The 14,625-nt window shown below is 44.5% G+C and carries 16 protein-coding genes; 3 read left to right on the top strand and 13 right to left on the bottom strand.

The genetic code is table 11. The features are described from left to right. Positions 1-47 precede the first annotated feature (47 nt). From BN6539_RS02725 to BN6539_RS02750, 6 genes are all read right to left on the bottom strand, one after another. Positions 48-614, bottom strand: a complete 567-nt coding sequence (locus tag BN6539_RS02725; protein WP_067533546.1) for a M15 family metallopeptidase — start codon at positions 612-614, stop codon at positions 48-50. A 20-nt stretch (positions 615-634) separates the two neighbouring features. Then, positions 635-1,468 carry a diaminopimelate epimerase gene (dapF, locus tag BN6539_RS02730; RefSeq protein ID WP_067533549.1) on the bottom strand — a complete coding sequence of 278 codons (834 nt, stop codon included), beginning with the start codon at positions 1,466-1,468 and terminating at the stop codon, positions 635-637. Positions 1,469-1,596: 128 nt separating this feature from the next. Next, positions 1,597-2,877 (bottom strand): diaminopimelate decarboxylase, encoded by a 1,281-nt coding sequence (lysA, locus tag BN6539_RS02735; RefSeq protein ID WP_067533552.1) that lies wholly within the window; start codon positions 2,875-2,877, stop codon positions 1,597-1,599. Between the two features lie 115 nt (positions 2,878-2,992). After that, entirely contained in the window at positions 2,993-3,913 is a 921-nt protein-coding gene (locus BN6539_RS02740; RefSeq protein WP_067533555.1) for a S66 peptidase family protein, read from the bottom strand. Between the two features lie 17 nt (positions 3,914-3,930). After that, complete coding sequence (locus BN6539_RS02745) at positions 3,931-4,464, bottom strand: spore maturation protein (RefSeq protein WP_067533558.1); 534 nt, start codon at positions 4,462-4,464, stop codon at positions 3,931-3,933. A 12-nt stretch (positions 4,465-4,476) separates the two neighbouring features. Beyond that, entirely contained in the window at positions 4,477-5,193 is a 717-nt protein-coding gene (locus BN6539_RS02750; protein ID WP_067533561.1) for a nucleoside recognition domain-containing protein, read from the bottom strand. A 346-nt stretch (positions 5,194-5,539) separates the two neighbouring features. Here BN6539_RS02750 and BN6539_RS02755 point away from each other — a divergent pair, with 346 nt between their 5' ends. After that, entirely contained in the window at positions 5,540-6,148 is a 609-nt protein-coding gene (locus BN6539_RS02755; RefSeq protein WP_067533564.1) for a hypothetical protein, read from the top strand. 61 nt (positions 6,149-6,209) lie between these two features. Here BN6539_RS02755 and BN6539_RS22240 read toward each other — a convergent pair whose 3' ends face one another. From BN6539_RS22240 to BN6539_RS02770, 4 genes are all read right to left on the bottom strand, one after another. Then, complete coding sequence (locus BN6539_RS22240; protein WP_207645069.1) at positions 6,210-6,395, bottom strand: hypothetical protein; 186 nt, start codon at positions 6,393-6,395, stop codon at positions 6,210-6,212. Between the two features lie 2 nt (positions 6,396-6,397). Beyond that, positions 6,398-6,577 (bottom strand): hypothetical protein, encoded by a 180-nt coding sequence (locus BN6539_RS02760; RefSeq protein WP_067533567.1) that lies wholly within the window; start codon positions 6,575-6,577, stop codon positions 6,398-6,400. 115 nt (positions 6,578-6,692) lie between these two features. Beyond that, positions 6,693-6,896: a hypothetical protein gene (locus BN6539_RS02765; RefSeq protein ID WP_067533570.1), complete on the bottom strand. Its 204-nt coding sequence runs from the start codon at positions 6,894-6,896 to the stop codon at positions 6,693-6,695. A 166-nt stretch (positions 6,897-7,062) separates the two neighbouring features. Next, a complete protein-coding gene (locus BN6539_RS02770; protein ID WP_067533573.1) occupies positions 7,063-8,013 on the bottom strand; it encodes a dipeptidase in 951 nt (316 codons plus the stop codon). Positions 8,014-8,140: 127 nt separating this feature from the next. Between BN6539_RS02770 and BN6539_RS02775 the strand changes: the two genes are divergently transcribed. Further along, positions 8,141-9,340 (top strand): M20 metallopeptidase family protein, encoded by a 1,200-nt coding sequence (locus BN6539_RS02775; RefSeq protein WP_067533576.1) that lies wholly within the window; start codon positions 8,141-8,143, stop codon positions 9,338-9,340. Continuing rightward, positions 9,340-10,473 carry an alanine racemase gene (alr, locus tag BN6539_RS02780; RefSeq protein ID WP_067533579.1) on the top strand — a complete coding sequence of 378 codons (1,134 nt, stop codon included), beginning with the start codon at positions 9,340-9,342 and terminating at the stop codon, positions 10,471-10,473. Before BN6539_RS02775 ends, alr begins: the two co-directional genes overlap by 1 nt. Here the strand turns inward: alr and BN6539_RS02785 are convergent. From BN6539_RS02785 to BN6539_RS02795, 3 genes are all read right to left on the bottom strand, one after another. Beyond that, positions 10,470-11,303, bottom strand: a complete 834-nt coding sequence (locus tag BN6539_RS02785; protein ID WP_067533581.1) for a M55 family metallopeptidase — start codon at positions 11,301-11,303, stop codon at positions 10,470-10,472. The two genes, alr and BN6539_RS02785, sit on opposite strands and share 4 nt — an antisense overlap. 18 nt (positions 11,304-11,321) lie before the next feature. After that, entirely contained in the window at positions 11,322-13,172 is a 1,851-nt protein-coding gene (locus BN6539_RS02790; RefSeq protein WP_067533585.1) for a sigma-54 interaction domain-containing protein, read from the bottom strand. 464 nt (positions 13,173-13,636) lie between these two features. Then, positions 13,637-14,530, bottom strand: coding sequence for a LysR family transcriptional regulator (locus BN6539_RS02795; RefSeq protein ID WP_067533588.1), 894 nt, complete (start codon positions 14,528-14,530; stop codon positions 13,637-13,639). Between the last annotated feature and the right edge of the window lie 95 nt (positions 14,531-14,625).

Below are 14,625 nucleotides of genomic sequence, written 5' to 3' on the forward strand. Positions count from 1 at the left end.
AAGATCCTGCAGCAGTGGCAATCATCCACGCTGCAGGATTTTTTCATTCATATTTGAAAGTTCATAAATGGTGTCGGCTCTGTGGAGACATCATAGAAATGCCACCATTCATTCTTGTAAGCTTGAAATCCTACACGTTCCATAACCGCTTTCATGTATGCCGCATTTTTTCTGCCCTGTTCCGAGGTTTCCTGGCACAGCAGGCTGGCTTTCTCAGAAAAGTCATCAAAAGCTGACGGCATCTCGAGTTCTTTTCCAGTCATATCTGTTAACGTAACGTCAACGCATAGCCCATTAAGGTGTGTAGGCCGAAAGACTTTCAGCTTCGCCATGTCCGGAGGTCTGGCCACAAAGTTATCGTCGGGCAGAATCTGCCAAAACTTCTCCTGAGCGCTGATTGGCCGGTAGGCATCCATCACTTTAACACGATAGCCGTCCTTAGTGAAAATATTTTTCGCACGTATCAAAATCTCCGCCGTGTGCCGGTCCATATAACAGTCGTTGGAGTTATAGATCTTCTGTCCTGTAAAATTATCTGCTGTCGCATATTTTAAATCGATGATAAAATCATCGTCCAAATCCAAGAGTCTTACTAAATTACCTTTTTCGTTCATTTTTCGCCTCCTTCGCTCTATTATCCTATGATTTCGCCAGTTTCCCCTTCTGCCACGATGACGGCGGGACCGCTTAAATACAAATCAGTAATGCGGCCTTTGTCCTTTACTACGTCAATCAGCAAATCTCCCCCTGTCATGGAAACTTTGACGTTTTTGCCGCTGCATAGGCCTTTTTCTGTTAGAACCGCAACGACAGACCCAGTACCCGTTCCACAGGCATAGGTAAAGTCTTCTACTCCTCTTTCAAAGGTCCGTTCAAAGACCTGGTCTTCTCCTGTGATCTCGTAAAAATTCACATTGGCTCCCTTTGGCAGTGCCGGATGACAACGCAAAGCGCTGCCCAAAGTCCAGAGCTGCGCAGGTGTAAGGGTTCTCAGGCCTTTCATTTCCAATCCTAGATGGGGAATCCCCGGGTCTCCCAGTTCCACATAGGCACATGAGTATACCTGGCCGCAGGCCTCTAATTCCATGTTCAATTCCAATCTGCTCACATCGTTCAGCCTAACTTTATAGTTGATCCGGTCTAGCTTCCAAGCTTTGACCATTCCGGCAGTCGTTTCAATATTGATCGTCTGGCCAGCCAGATGATTTTCAAATCCATATTTGGCGATACATCTGGCGCCGTTCCCACACATTTCTCCCAGACTGCCATCAGCATTGTAAAAAAGCATCTTAAAGTCTCCGCCTTCGACTGGCTTTTCCACAACCATCAGGCCATCGGCGCCAATTGCCATGCGACGTTGGCAAAGTTTCTTCGCCAATCCGCTAAAATCCTCTGTTGACAACTGCTCCTCTATATTGTTAATCACGATAAAATCGTTTCCTGCTCCCTGCATCTTTGTAAATTTCATTCTCGTCACTCCTATTTATGTTTCGCGCCTGCTTATTTCCATTGATATTGTATGTCATCTCTCTGCCCTTTTTCAAGGTTTTGAAGAAGAAAGCACAACTCATTTATAAAGTTGTGCTTTCTTCTCTGCTATATGATTTCGTTCCGTAACAAGTCTTCATATGTCTGAGGTTTCACAATTAAGCGGTCCTCTCCTTTGCTGACCATAATCACTGCCGGTATCAGGTTTTTATTATAGTTGCTGGCCATGCTGTAACCATATGCACCAGTGGAAAAGATAGCAAAGATATCCTCCCTTTCTGGATGGGCGATTTTAAGATCCTTAATTAAAATATCACCTGACTCACAGCATTTCCCACAGATCGTCACCGTTTCTGTTTTCTCCTCATTAGCCTTATTTGCAATCAAGCCCGTGTACTCTGCTTGATACAATGCCGGTCTGATATTATCCGTCATGCCGCCGTCTACAGAGACGTATTTCCTAATATCTTTGATGTCTTTGATACTGCCTATAGTATAAAGAGAAATGCCCGCCTCCGCAATAATACTTCTTCCTGGCTCAATGACCACATTCGGCCTTTGCAGATTCTTTTCGTCATAGTAATTATCAATTTTTTTCATAATTGGGTCCAGGTAATAACTAAATGGCGGTCTCTTTTCCTCCACATACGTGACGCCAAAGCCGCCGCCAACGTTAAGCTCCTTCACATCGCAGTCAAACTCGACTTTGATCTTTGTGACCAGGTCGAGCATAACATCAAGGGCCTGCAGATGAGAATCATTGTTTAAAATCTGTGATCCTACGTGAAAGTGCAGTCCATAAAATTCAACGAACTCAGAGTCAATGGCCGCTTTAACCTGCGGCAGAATCACTTCATCATCTAGGGGTATACCAAATTTTGAGTCCTTCTTCCCCGTGACAATGTAGTCATGGCTGCTGCTTTTTACGCCCGGTGTGATTCTAAAAAGAATTTTCATCTTCTTTCCCTTTTCACGGCATACATCTTCTATCAAAGTCAATTCCTGCAGACTGTCGACAATGATTCTGCCGATTCCATATTCCACAGCCATCGTGATCTCCGCCCTCTGTTTATTATTGCCGTTAAATTCAATTTTCTCTGCGGGGAAACCGGCTTTGATCGCCGTATACAGTTCGCCGCCAGATACGACGTCCACGCACATTCCCTCTCTAGCTACCAGTTTGGCCATGGCTACTGGAAAAAACGCTTTGGCGGCATAAGCGACTCGCGTACAGGGATATTTCTCAAGAAAGCACGTCTTTAATTCGTTAAATCTTCCTATGATATCTCTTTCCGAATAAACGTATAGGGGCGTGCCATATTTTCTCGCAAGCTCTACAGTATTACATCCGTCAAAATACAACGTATTGTCTCTTACTTCTCTAAACATTTTTTAATCTCCTAATTCGTATTCTTCTTTTGCATGAATTTATATTTGATGCCCAAAGGGCTGCTTATTTTCGTTCTTATTGGGCGGTAAGAGAATTTACCGCCCTAAATGATTCTTATCGTTCTACTTCAAAAGTAATCTTCTTTGAAGCAGTGTCCATGCTGCAGACTGCACCCATGGGCAGAGTCATCATTGGATTTCCATGTCCCGACTGTATATTATACATGACTGGTATATCCAAGCCCTCAAAAATATCTGTTAAGCATTTTATTACGTCATATTCTGGACACTCTTTGTTTTCACAATGAGTAAACTGCCCTAAAATAATGCCGCTGCATTCTCTCAATTTGCCAGAATTCCTCAAGTGGTAAGTCCACTTCTCTATTTTGCTCATCTGTTCTAAGACTTCTTCAATGAAAAGGATATTCCCCTTCGTATCCACTTCGTATGGCGTCCCTATGCTTGCTGAAAGCAGCGATAAGTTGCCGCCAATCAGTTTGCCAGAGGCCCTGCCTTCGTGAAGGACTTCTAAAGCAAAGCCCTTTGGGTTCTTAAACTCGTAAGCGCCGTCAGCGTTGATTGCCTCGTATAGGGATTTTTTGGTGTCATCGTCAAAATCGTCTACGATATTAGATGACACCATGGGGCCGTGAAAAGTGACAAATCCACAGTTCTGCGTAATTGCCAGGTGCATACTGGTTACATCGCTGTAGCCGACAAAGATTTTGGGGTTATTCTTTATTACCTCATAATCCAGATATTCCATAGCGCGGCTGCCGCCGTCTCCTCCTCTGATACAGAAGATCGCCTTTACTTCTGGATCGGCAAACATCTTATTAATCCATTCTCCGCGTACTTTTCCGCTGCCGGCCATATATCCGGCATAATCCGTGTCCAGATTATCCGCGGTTTTCACTATGTACCCCAGGTCTTCCATCGCTTTGACGCACTGCCCAATTCTCTCAGTCTTAATTGCAGAGCAAGGACAGATCAAGCCTACGGTATCGCCCTTATTTAGTTTGTTTGGATATTTCATTTCTAGTTTCCTATCTGTTAAAACCACATGACGTTTACAATTACCGTAGCCGCAATCAGGGATGCTAGGTCTCCCAACAGCCCAGCTGCTACAGACTGTCTTGCATTTGTAATGCCGACTGCACCATAGTACACTGCTACGATATAGAATGTGGTCTCTGTTGATCCAAGGGCTACAGATGCAATTCTGCCGATTTGTGACTGTGTGCCATAAGTTTGAAGCAACTCTGCCATCATGCCTTCAGCGCCGCCGCCAGAGAAGGATCTCATGATACCCATTGGAAGAACCTCTGCCGGCATGTTGATTAAGTTTGTTAACGGCTGCAGCAGACTGCACAGCCAATCCATAGCGCCTGACGCTCTGAACATACCGATCGCACAGAGCATGGCTACCAGGTAAGGTATAATCATAATTGCTGTAGAAAAGCCTTCCTTCGCCCCTTCCGTAAATACTGCATAGACGGGAACCTTCTTGCAGATTGCATATAAACAAACTGCTGCTACGACCACTGGTATGGCCCATACGGATATTGTTTCTAATGCTGCTGTCATGACCTTACCTCCTTACCATGCGACTTTTTCTTCTTCAGCGTTAACGGATTTATAACTTTCTGGCAGTACGATCGGATCGTCTCCAATGTAGTCTTCATTGATTTCTAAAGTTCCTGCCGCAATTTCTTTTTCAATAATAGCGTCGTATTTAAATCTCTTCATCTTGCCAAATACAATTGTAAAGAAAATTCCCGTAACTGTAGAAATTGTCGTTGCGATGATAACTGGTGCAATAATTTCAGCAGCGCCTGCAGTCTGTACACTAGCGCGCAGTCCAATAGCAGTTACAGGTATCAGCGTAATGGAAGTTGTAGCTACTGCTAACAGCATGACCTGGGCATCTGTCGCTATGTTCTTCGTCTTGTTCAAGGTCTGCAATTCCTGCATCGCTTTAATTCCGAACGGGGTTGCGGCATTGCCGATTCCCAGGATATTAGCTGCAAAGTACAGCGCCATGGCTGAGTTTGCCGGATGGTCTTTCGGTACGCCGGGAAACAGAAGCCGCATAACTGGAGAAATGGCCTTGCCCAGCTTTTCGCAGAGACCGGCTCTTTCCATGACCTTCATCAGCCCGCAGAAAAACGCCATAATGCCAATCAGGCCAATAGCTATATTGACAGCTTCACCCGCAAACTTAAAAAGGTTATCCAACAGCCCCTGCATATTTCCAGTAACGCCGCCGGCGACTACTGCGATGACAACCAGTGCCACCCAAATATAATTCATCATATATCGTGTCCTCCTTAAAATATTTTCACCTATATAATTGCGTAAAAGTTAATTCCGACAATGCTATGTGGAATCTCTACCTCCTTTCCATAAATAATCTAAAAATTGTAAATTTATCAGGATAACATCTATAGAGCAATATCTATGCCAATTATAACTGGGTTTATTTTAGCGGATTTTGCCAGGCTTGAGGATTTTATCGTTAATTTCGTCCTATTTTACGGACCATTGATCCCGTTTTTAGGATTATATTGAACAATATGTACGAAAAATCCCCCTTGTAGAAAGGCATATTTCTTGCTTTAATAATTATATGTGCAATCATCTGGTAAAAGGAGAACATTCTATGAATAAAATACAATATCATTACACCAATCTAGCGAAACAAATATTTATACTTATTTGCTTTCTCTACATCCTGTTGAGATTCATCATCATGGTGGAAATCATAGTCTTTAAAATTGAAGGATACTATGAAGCCACCAACATTCCCCTTACCTTACTGCTTTACGGCGTATTATTTACGTTTCTTATCTGTCTGTTCAGAGGACATAAGTTCTGCTACAGTACCTATGATGAAAGCAAACTAATTTATCACAACACTCTGCTGAGGACAAAAAAAACGTTGCATTTGGAGAATGCAAAGCTAGCGGTCTTAGATACCTTTGGCGTAAAGTTCTTCGCCTCACAGAACGCAGATCCAAAAACAGAACAGCCAATTTTTTTCCTCCCCTTTTTCCGAGACGGGATAGTAGAAGCCGTTCAGATTGATAAGTTCTATAAGATGCTGAAGGCAAACGAAGATATTAGGGTTGTTAAAAAGTTCAAGGTACTGCCTGGATACAGCAACAAATGGAAGTTCGTCACAATTGCCTACGGTTTTCTTGCTGTTATCTTTTTTATGAGCTGTGCTACACCAATTACAGTCATCATCGTCTTATTTCAAAATCACTAAAGTAATGAATCGCATAAAGCAGCCCTGTTGGTCTGAGCACCAACAGGGCCTGAAAAGATGGTTATTTATTTTGATTGGATTCATCTGTTTTTTCTTCTCGCTTACCTTGTCTTCTTTTTGCCATCAGAGCATCCATAAGGCTTTGTTTTGGATTCTTCATGATATATATAAAAGACAGAATGATGATGAGAATGCCAGCAATTGTAATGATTGTCCTCATTCTTATGTTCCTTTCTTTTTCTGCCATAGTCAGTTGGCAAGTTTTATGCAGTAAAATACTGCAGCTATTATTATGATGACTCCTGTTGCCAGCAAGGCTTTGTGCCATGTCTTAAGTTTTGCTGTCGGCACAGCTTTCAGATGGATGGTGTCTTTCTGGTCTTCACTGATCAGCCCTTCTCGCCTTTGCCTGCGGTTTTCTTTTGCCACATATTCCGCGACCGATTCTTTTGTAGATGCCTTATAAGCACCGTATTATTCCAGATAATCGCCTATGGCTTTCAATGGATCTTTCGACATTTCTTCCACCACTTTTCATCAGTTCCTAGCTTGCAATTTTCATGCACGCAAGAATCGCGATGACCACAATCGCAACAATGATGGCAATTCCCCAAGCGTTTATTTTGAGCCTGGCCTTCTTTGTTTCATTATCCGGTTTTTCTTTCAAATTGATTGAATGAAAATTGTCTTTATCTACGACACCGTCAGCTCTCTGCTGTTGGTTCTTCTGCTTTACATAAGACTCCATCTCCTCTTCTGACGATACACCGTAAAATTTTCCTTTTTTATATTATCCAATATTTCTTTGTTCGGGTCTTTTTCCATAGAAACTCACCTCTTATCCTAAGTTAAATACTAAGCTATCTTGTATAAACATATTATATATTATATAATATGTTTACAGAAAATACAATTTATTTCCCAATTACATCTTTGATTACTCTCAAAGCATTGAGACTGCATATTTTATCAATTTCGTCATATGTAAAAGTTTTCTCCATCTCAGCCAGCAATCTGGAAAATCCGCTGTAATTGACTAGTTCGCCGTTGTCGTCGATGCCGTCAAAATCGGACCCAAAGCCGATTGCCTCAATGCCCGCTTTGTTTTTCATATATGCCAAATGCTGAATAATCTGCTCTATGGTCGCATGCTCCGAGCCCTCCTGCAAGAAGGAGCATTCAAAGTTAATGCCCACCATCCCGCCTGTATTGCCCAGGGTTTTCAGCTGATCATCGGTCAAATTCCGCTTATTGTTGCATAGCGCCCTAGCACAGGAATGAGAAGCGACAAAAGGTTTTTTGCTGTATTTTGCTACGTCGTAAAAACCGCCTTCCGACATATGCGATACATCGATGATCATGCCCAGTTCATTCATGCGCTCCACTACCTCGATGCCAAATGGCTTGAGACCTTTTTGATGTATCTCGGGATCGTCGCTGCACGGATAGCCGACAGAATTTTCATAGCCCCAGAGAAGCGTCAGCAGTCTGACGCCCATATCGTACACCTCTTCCACTCGTTCCATTTTGCCGTCAATAAAAACACCGTCTTCCACGGTCAAAAAAGCAGATAAAATACCAGCCTCTCTGTTTTTTTCAATATCCTGGACGCTAAACACTGGCTTGATTGCATCCCGGTTGTCCTCCATGACCTTTGTATAGTAAGCGTAAATACCTTTTAGTATATCATAAGGGTCTATCGTCGCCATCTCTTGCCTGGAAAGGTACATGGCAAAAAACTGCACCAGGGAATCGTTTTCTTTCAATAGCTTCAGGTTAATGGAGGTGTCTCCATCAACGAAACTCCGCTCTGGATGCCTCCACCCTTCGATCAATGTATCGCAGTGCATATCTATGATTCTCATATTCTCATCCTCCTCATTTTATATATAATTATATAAAAGCAATATTTATGCCAAGATATTCTGACTTTGGCATGGTAATTGCATTATAATATAGCAAAGATATCAAATCAACTAGATGGAGGTAACGATGACATATCATGTACAAGAACTAAAAAAGAAAGTAGATGAAATCTTTGAGCAGGTAGTCGCTTTCCGCAGGGAACTGCACATGTATCCTGAGCGCAGTGAGCAAGAGGAAAACACCAGCACCATGATTCAGGCTGAGCTGAACAGGCTTGGAATTCCATATCAAAGTAACATCGCCGGACACGGCGTCTGCGCCACGATCTATGGAAAAGTCAGATCTCGCGGCGTCGGTGTTCGAGCGGACATGGACGCCCTGCCGCTGACAGAACTGGCCGACGTGCCCTTCAAATCCCGGAAGCCAGGCATTATGCATGGCTGTGGACATGATATCCATACTGCCATTCTCTTAGGCACTGCCCGCATTTTAAATGAGTTAAAAGAGGATTTATCCGGTTCCGTCCGCCTTTTATTTCAGCCTTCTGAGGAGACCATTGGCGGCGCAAAGCAGATGATCGATGCAGGCTGCCTGGAAAATCCCTTGATTTCCAGTGTCATCGGTCTGCATGTGGATACTGCTGTCGATGCAGGTTCCATTCAGTTCATTCCAGGCGCTATGAATGCGGCTTCCTGTGAGTTCTACGTTACAGTTACAGGAAAATCGTGCCACGGCGCCCATCCTTCTGACGGCATTGACTCCCTGCTGCCGGCCTGTGCCATGGTCGGCGCTCTGCAATCGATTATCACCAGGAAAATTGATCCGGCAGAGGCAGCTTTAATTACTGTAGGCCAGTTCCACAGCGGTACGAAAAATAACATTATTTCCGGTGAGACAAAGTTCTCCGGCATTATCCGCACGCTGAACATGGAACATCGCAGCTTTATCAAGGAACAGATAGAAGGAATCTGCCTGTCCACCGCTAAGGCCTATGGCGCTGCCTGCCGTGTAGAATTCCATGATAGCTACCCCTCGCTGGAAAACGACGAGCAGTTGCTTGCCTGGGTCAAACCTGTCTGCGAAGAAGCTTTAGGCAGTGACCACGTGCACCTTTGCACAAAACCCAGCTTGGGAGCCGACGACTTCGCTTACTTCTGCCACGGTACAAGGGGACTCTACTATAACATCGGTGCACGCAGACCAGGCGAACAAGCGGCCTACCCGATTCACAGCGATCGATTTAATCCGGACGAAGAATGCATCAGAGTGGGCATCTTAACGGAGGTGTTGGCAGTTTTAAAGATATTAGAGGAGGAGAACAGTTAATGACAGAACAACGAGAAGAGCTTCGCGACACACAGGTTATCGTGGACTTAGACAAAATTGAAGAAAATATGAAACTAATTAGCAGAATGGCGGGGACAGAAATTTCTGTCATGGCGGTAATCAAAGCTAACGGCTACGGCCATGGCGCCGTCTCCATTGCACCGACTCTGATGAAATGCGGCGTTAAATATCTGGCAGTAGCAACTTTGACTGAGGCTCTGGAGCTGAGAGAAATCTTCCCCAGCTACCCTCTCTTTATTCTGGGGTACACCCCTGACAGATTACTGCACCACGTGGTAGAAAAAAATATTACGCAAACGGTATTCTCCTTAGAGCAGGCTCAGCTTCTGGGCTCTCTGGCCAAAGGACTGAACAAGCCTGCCCGAGTACATATCAAGGTGGATACAGGCTTTCATCGACTAGGTAAAGAGCCTTCCGCCGCCTATGCAGATGAAATCTGCAAAATCTGTGCTGTAGAACATGTAGAAGTGGAGGGTATTTTCAGTCACCTGGCTTTGGTCAATGAAGAAGAAAATGAGAAACAGTATCAGACTTTCTGCAATTTTATAGAAGTCCTGGAACACCGGGGCTGTGAATTCAAATACAAACATATCGCTGACAGCATTGCCACCGTAGATTATCCCCGTTATCGCATGAATATGGTGAGACCTGGTGCTCTGATTTACGGAATGCGCGGTTTTCACATCGGTTTCCTGCCAGTCCAGCAGGCCCTGACTTTCCGCACAGCAATCGCTCAGCTGCACACTGTTCCAAAAGGTGAAGGGGTCAGCTACGATTATCTATGGAAAGCCTCCCGTAACAGCATTGTCGCCACCCTGCCTTTCGGCTATGCCGACGGTTATCCCCGCAATCTGCGGGACAAGGGCTATGTAATCGTAAACGGCATCAAAGCCCCTATTGTCGGCGTCATCTGCATGGATCAGTGCATGGCCGATGTGACCGACGTACCTAATGTGGCGGTGGGAATGGAAGCAATCATTTACGGCAACGGGCAGGACGGTTCCATGACGATAGAAGAAGCGGCCAAATTGGCAGGAACCAATAAAAACGATATCATCGCTCGTATTCCTGCCCGGCCGCCAAGAAAATACATATCAAAGAATCGTTTTTAGAATAAAGGATTATAGAAGCCGGCGGCGGCGTTAAAAAGCACCTGTCTGACTGCCATCAGCTGTTCCATATCAGCAGCTTTGACAGCCACAGTCATGGCATCAGCCCGCCTGGTGCCGGTCACTCTCATGGCTCCATCGGCAAGATTAACCTGCTGAAAGGTAATCTCCATTTCCAGAGAGTCCGGCACAGCTACAGGCTTCTTTTCTTTTGCCTGCCTTACTGCCTTCTCGGCCGTCTCCACCAGCATATCCTGGGTCTTGATTCTCGGCAGACATCTGGCGCAAAATCTTCCCTCCGCATATTTTACGACGACCGTTTCTACCTCCTGGTAAAAATCCTTCGCTTCTTTTTCTAAGGACTGGTCTCCTGTAGCCATAATCAAAGGAACACCTTTTTCTGCCGCAAACAGGGCGTTAAATCCCAACTCGCCGACGCTTACACCATTGACCCTCAAATCCCGAATCATAGACGGGCTGAAGGTGTGATCCAAGATAGCATTCTGCGTGCCGAACTTTGCATGATAGCCCAAAAGAATCAAACCGTCAAAGCTTTCATCGAGACCGTGAACCATGGAATTAGCACGGGTATCTCCTCGCAGCAGCTGGGCTCTGTCATCTAACTGCTCTACTTTGATGTTGGCTGCGACATTGTGAGAATCGCAAACGACGACTTCCGTCGCACCGCCGGCAAATGCGCCGCTGACGACCGCATTGACCTCTTCCGTCATAAAGACTCTGGCCTGCTGATAACCGCTGCCTGTTTCTTCTACGTCTTCTGGCGCTGCAACACCATTAATGCCTTCTAAATCCGCTGATATAAAAATTTTCATCTTATTTCCTCCGCCTTTCTAATATTTTATGTTGTACCTTTTCAGCTTATCGTAAAATACGGTCCGCGACATATCGAGCTCTTCCATTGCTTTCAGTTTGTCACCGTTGTATTTAATCATGGTCATTTCCAGTATTCGCTCCTCTTCCTTTGCCAGCATCTCCTTCATGGTCGTTGGAATGGAACCTTTGCCGATGCGCAGATGTTCTGAGTAAATAATATTGGACTCACAAAGCGTAATGGCTCTCTCTATTGCATTCTCCAGCTCTCTAACATTACCCGGCCAGTTATAGGAAATCAGCTTCTGCAGCGCTTCGCCGGAAAACTGTTTTGTTTCCAGTCCATAAGTGTCACAGGCTTTTTTCAGAATCTGGTTAATCAGCAGATACAAGTCCGCCTTTCGTTCCCTGATCGGCGGAATGTCGATAGGGAAAACATTGATGCGGTAGAACAGATCCTGCCGAAAATGCCCCAGCGCCACTTCCTCTTCAAGGTTTTTATTTGTGGCTGCAATCACCCTGACGTCTACTTTAATCGGTTTCGACGAACCAACCCGGTAGATAATCTTGTTCTGCAAAACGTGAAGAAGCTTTACCTGGATATCGAGAGGGATTTCCCCAATCTCGTCCAGAAAGATGGTTCCCCGGTTGGCAGCTTCAAAAAAACCGACCTTGCCCTCCGTCTTAGCGCCCGTAAAGGCTCCGCCCACATAGCCAAAGAGCTCACTCTCAAAAAGAGTCGGTGCAATGGCGTTGCAGTTGACCTCCACAAAGGGAGCGCCTGGATTCCCCATCAAATGGATTTCCTTTGCCAGTTTTGATTTTCCCGTTCCGCTCTCCCCTGTGATGATGACGTTAAAACGATTCTTCGAGGCCTTATAAGCCATATACTTGACTTCCCTCGCTTTGTGACTTTTCCCCACAAACCCTTCAAAGGCGTTTTCCGGATAGGACATTTCTATTTCTGTCGTGTCCTCGTTTTTGGCCTCAATCTGTTTGATAATCTCGTTTCTGTCGTCCAGCAGGTTTTCCAGATGTTCTGCATCTTGAATCAGCAAAAAGACCCCTTCGATGCTTTGCTTCTCTGCCTTACACCAGGGCACAATGTTGCAGATAAACGGTCTTTTATTGATTTCATAGAGATGATTACTGATTTGTTCTTCCTGCCCCGCAAGCACCGCAAAAAGGCGTTCTGATAATGCCGACTGGTCGAAGAGATCTAAAAAACGCCGCCCTGTCACGTCCAAATCGGTATCCTCCGGGTCTTTGCCAAAGTAGCGCTGCCCGCGCAGCAGATTTCCAGCATCTTCATTCCTGATGCTGTATCCTTTGGCTTGAAAGAATTTAATGTCTCCCGTGGTTCCATCGATGATAACCATGTTCCCTACAGAAGAGTAATAATTCAGCTTATACCCGATGTCGTTGACAACAATCAAGGTCTCTTTCTTTTCAGTGTCAATGGAGGCTGCAATATGAAAACCAAAATAGTTAACATCCAGGCACATGGGTATATTTAGCTGGTGTTCCCGGAGGTACTTGAATTCCGGTTCAATCTTTTTATTCTTGTAAACGCCCACCGCTACCAGCATATCTCCACTGCGAATATCCAGGTCATTAATATTCAGTAGTGCCAGTTCTTCTCTGCCTAAATTGCCGTCATCGTCCCCCAGCTTATTGTCTGCAATAATGACGATATCTCCTTCCGTGATCTGTCCGGCATCGTGGCTTGCATGGGTATCTATCACGATCCCCGTAATTTCCTTCGCCTTTCTGTTGCAGATTTGAATCTTCTGCGCGGCATCTACATAGACGATACCTTGATTCATACTGTCCATCAATAATTCAATTGCTTTTGCATCGTAGTTGTCCATCTCCACCTCGCCTTATAAAAAATCATACGGTTCATTGTACCATGACGATTCCTCTGGAAATAGAATCGAACGTCATGATTCAAGGGTTCCCGCCTCTCGATAACGTCGTAAAATTACGGAATCATTATACCATGTGCATTCCTCTGAAAATAGAATCGCAGCACATGATTCAAGGGTTCCTACATTGCGGCAACGCCGTTAGATTGTGGAACCATTATACCATGTGCATTCCTCTGAATATAGAATCGCAGCACATGATTCAAGGGTTCCTACATTGCGGCAACGCCGTTAGATTGTGGAACCATTATACCATGTGCATTCCTCTGAATATAGAATCGCAGCACATGATTCAAGGGTTCCTACATTGCGGCAACGCCGTTAGATTGTGGAACCATTATACCATATATTAAAATACAGAAAAAGTACACGAATAGGTTAATGCAAGAAGCGGACCAACATATTTTCTACTTTCTATGCGCATCTATCACATGGTTCTTAAATGCCAGGTAAGCGCCTGACAGCCGCCGCTTTCTTGGATAGGCCAGGAAGGTTAGAATTTCCTGCTTCGGTTCGATGGGAATTGCGGCGATTTCTTCATTTTCATAAGCCCTGCCTACACTGTCAGTCACCAGGCTGATCCCAATGTTGTCTTTCACCATGTCCAGCATCATATCCACTTCGCCTGTGTTGAGAAACGCTACGTTAAAGTCAATGTGATTCTTCTCATAAAGTTCCCTCATCTCATTGTAGAAATGAGAGTCCTGGTCGCCAGTCAAAAGCGAAAACTGTCCCAGTTCTGACAGTTCTATTACTTTTCGCTGGGCATAAGGATTTTTCCGGCTGATGAGCACGTTTAAATTCTCACTGCGCAGCACCTCATACTTCACCCAGGATTTTTGGATATTTTCCAGGCGAGATTTTATAATAGCAAAATTCAACTCCCCGGTTTCCAGTTTTTCATAGGCCCTATAGTTTTCTTCTACTTTAATGCTGCCGATGACATTGTGATTGGCTGCAAAAAAAGAGTTGATAATTGATGTCAAACCTGCGGCCTTGTAAAAGGGAAACACACCCACTTTGATAACCGTTTTGTCTTTTGTTGTACTCTGGTGAAAAGCAGCCATCAATCTGTCGATAGATTCTGCCACATCTTTTGCATATGCACAAAATTTCTCTCCCTCTTTTGTCAAAACCACACTGTGGGTGTCTCGCTTAAATAGCTTGACCTGCAATTCTTCTTCCAGAGCGCTGATCTGCTGTGATATGGCTGGCTGGGTAATAAACTGTGCATTTGCTGCTTTTGAAAAGCTGTTGCATTTGGCTACTTCCAATACGTAATATAATTGTCTGATTTCCACGGGTCTACCTCCCTCTTGTTAACGGTTATTAGCTGTCCTTATCACAGTATTATATCTAATTATTTCCCTCCTCGCAATTCATCACGTACAATAAA

Origin of the sequence: Emergencia timonensis (assembly GCF_900086585.1) — a bacterium.
In the GTDB taxonomy this organism is placed as follows: Bacteria; Bacillota; Clostridia; order Peptostreptococcales; family Anaerovoracaceae; genus Senimuribacter; species Senimuribacter timonensis.